1 protein-coding gene and 1 pseudogene are annotated in these 2,355 nt (G+C 75.9%); both read left to right on the forward strand.

Going from position 1 to position 2,355, the window contains the following annotated elements; translation table 11 throughout:
* Nucleotides 1-1,356: pseudogene (locus E1182_RS30210) on the forward strand (hypothetical protein); the annotation flags it as partial.
* Nucleotides 1,357-1,404: 48 nt separating this feature from the next.
* On the forward strand, nucleotides 1,405-2,355 hold a 951-nt coding region (locus E1182_RS30215), incomplete at its 3' end, for an alpha/beta fold hydrolase (RefSeq protein ID WP_132271139.1).

The raw sequence follows: 2,355 nt of genomic DNA on the forward strand, positions 1-2,355 counted from the left end.
CCACCCTACGCGGCCCGCCGTTCCGCCCCCGACCCCGTCTCCGTGGCCGATCCGGTCCCGACGGACGAAGCGCCGGGCGCGGCGGTACTGCCGCAGCGCGTCCCCGCCGAACCGGACGTGCCCGTCGTCCCGGAGCCGCCAGCCGTGGATCCACCAGCCGAGACCCCGGAACTCGCCCGTATCGCCACCCACCTGCGCCGCGACGACGAGCCCGCTCCGCCGCGCGAGCGGCCGGAGGGCTTCGACGTCGACGCCATCCTGGACGCCGTGCGCGAGGTGGCGGGGGTGCGGGACGCCACCCTGCGCCGTACCACGGCCGGCGCGCACAGCCTCCGGCTGGACCTCGCCGACGGGGCGGACGCGGCCGAGGTGAGCCGGATGGTGGCCCGTCTGCTCCAGGAGCGGATGGGGCTGGCCGCTGCCCCGCAGAACCTGCCCGGGTCACCCGCCCCGGCGCCGACGCGACGTCGGTCGGCATCGGGTCGACCGGTGGCCGACGCCCCCGAGGCCGCCCCGCCGCTGCCGGAGAACCGCCCACCTGCGGACTCCGACGCCGTCCGCGAGGCTGGCCTCCGGCCGCCGGAGCCGGGGTCGGCGCCGGCCGGCCGCTCGCGGCTGTCCGCGCCGATGGACGGTGCCGGTCGGCTGTCCGTGCCAGCGGACGACGCCGATCGGCCGCCCGTGTCGGCGGACCGGGTCGACCGGCCGTCCGTCCGCAGCGGCTCCGCCGCGGATGGGCAGCCCGCCGGAAGCGACCGGGCGGACGAGCCCGACCCGGCCGCGGGGGTGTCCCGCCGCCGACGGGCCCCCGTGCACCGGGGTCGGGCGAGCGTGGAGGAGCCGGCGGGGGCAGCCGGCAGCCCGGTGACGCTCGGCACGTCGTACTCGGGCGGGCAGATGACCACGACGGAGACCGCGCCCTCCCGCCCGCTGGAGATCGGCGATGTGCCGGGCCCCCGGGTGGTGATCGACCACGTCCAGGTCAGCACCTTCGGCCTGGACGCCACCGTCGAGGTGCGCCTGCTCGCCGGCGAGGACACCGCCGCCGGGCACGCCAGCGGGCCGGTGGTGGACGGGTACGTCCTGCGGCTCTGCGCGGTGGCCGCCGCGGCGGCGGTGGACCGCCTGCTACGCGGCGGTGACGGCACGGGCGAGCAGGGACGGTGCTTCGTCGAGCACGCGGCGGTGGTGCCCTTCGGCAGTTGCGAGGTCGCCACGGTGGTGGTGCTGCTGGTCTGCGACGGTTGGGTCGAGCAACTCGCCGGTTCGGCGCTGGTGGCCGGTGACCCCCGGCAGGCGGTGGTGCGGGCCACGCTGGCCGCGGTGAACCGTCGGTTGGAGGCACTGCTGGCCTGAGGTCGGTGGTGGTGTCGGGTGCAGCTATCGAGGAGCAGACTGCCAGGCATGAAGCGCGCCGCCCTCTGGCCCGAGAATCTGTTGCCCCCGCACGACGTCCCGCCGCCCTGGCCCGGCCGGGAGGTGCGCCTCGACGGCACCGTCACCTACGTGCGGGAGACGCCGGCCACCGGCCCGGACGCCGAGCCGGCGTTGTACGTGCACGGGCTGGGCGGCTCGTCGCAGAACTGGACGGACCTGGCCGGACTGCTCGCCGGCCGGCTCGACGGCCACGCGATCGACCTGCCGGGCTTCGGGCGCAGTGAGCCGGGGCGCAGTTACACGATTCCGGCGTTCGCCGAGCGGGTGGTGCGCTGGATCGAACACTCCGGGCGGGGTCCGGTGCACCTGTTCGGCAACTCGCTGGGTGGGGCGATCGCGGTACGGGTGGCGGGACTGCGTCCGGATCTGGTGCGGACCCTCACCCTGGTCTCCCCGGCGCTGCCGTTCCTCGGGTTCCACCGCTCGGTGCAGGGTCGGATGCTGCCGTTGCTGGCGATTCCGCGCGGTGAGCGACTGGCGGCGTGGCGGCTGGCCCAGATCGCTCCCGAGGTGATGGCCCGGCAGGCGATGGCGGCGTGCGTGGCCGACCTGAGCCGGATCAGCGAGCAGCGTCGGCAGGAGGCGCTGGAGGAGATCCGGGTGCGGTACGAGGCCAGCCACTACGCCGCCGCGTACGTGCGTACGTTCCGGGGTCTGGTCTCCTGCTTCGTGCGGTCGTACCTGCCGGGTCCGGGTTCGATGTGGCGGATAGCCGCGTCGATCCAGGCACCCACCCTGGTGATCGGGGGGATGCAGGACCGGCTGGTGGACGTCCGGGTGGCACCGCAGGCGGCCCGGGTGATCCCGGACAGCCGGCTGATGATGCTGGCCGGGGTCGGGCACGTGGCCCAGATGGAGGTGCCGCGCACGGTGGCCCGCGCGGTTCTGCAGCTGCTCGCGGAGGTCAGGGAGGGTGGG

The sequence above is a fragment of the Micromonospora sp. KC721 genome, assembly GCF_004348355.1.
In the GTDB taxonomy this organism is placed as follows: domain Bacteria; phylum Actinomycetota; class Actinomycetes; order Mycobacteriales; family Micromonosporaceae; genus Micromonospora.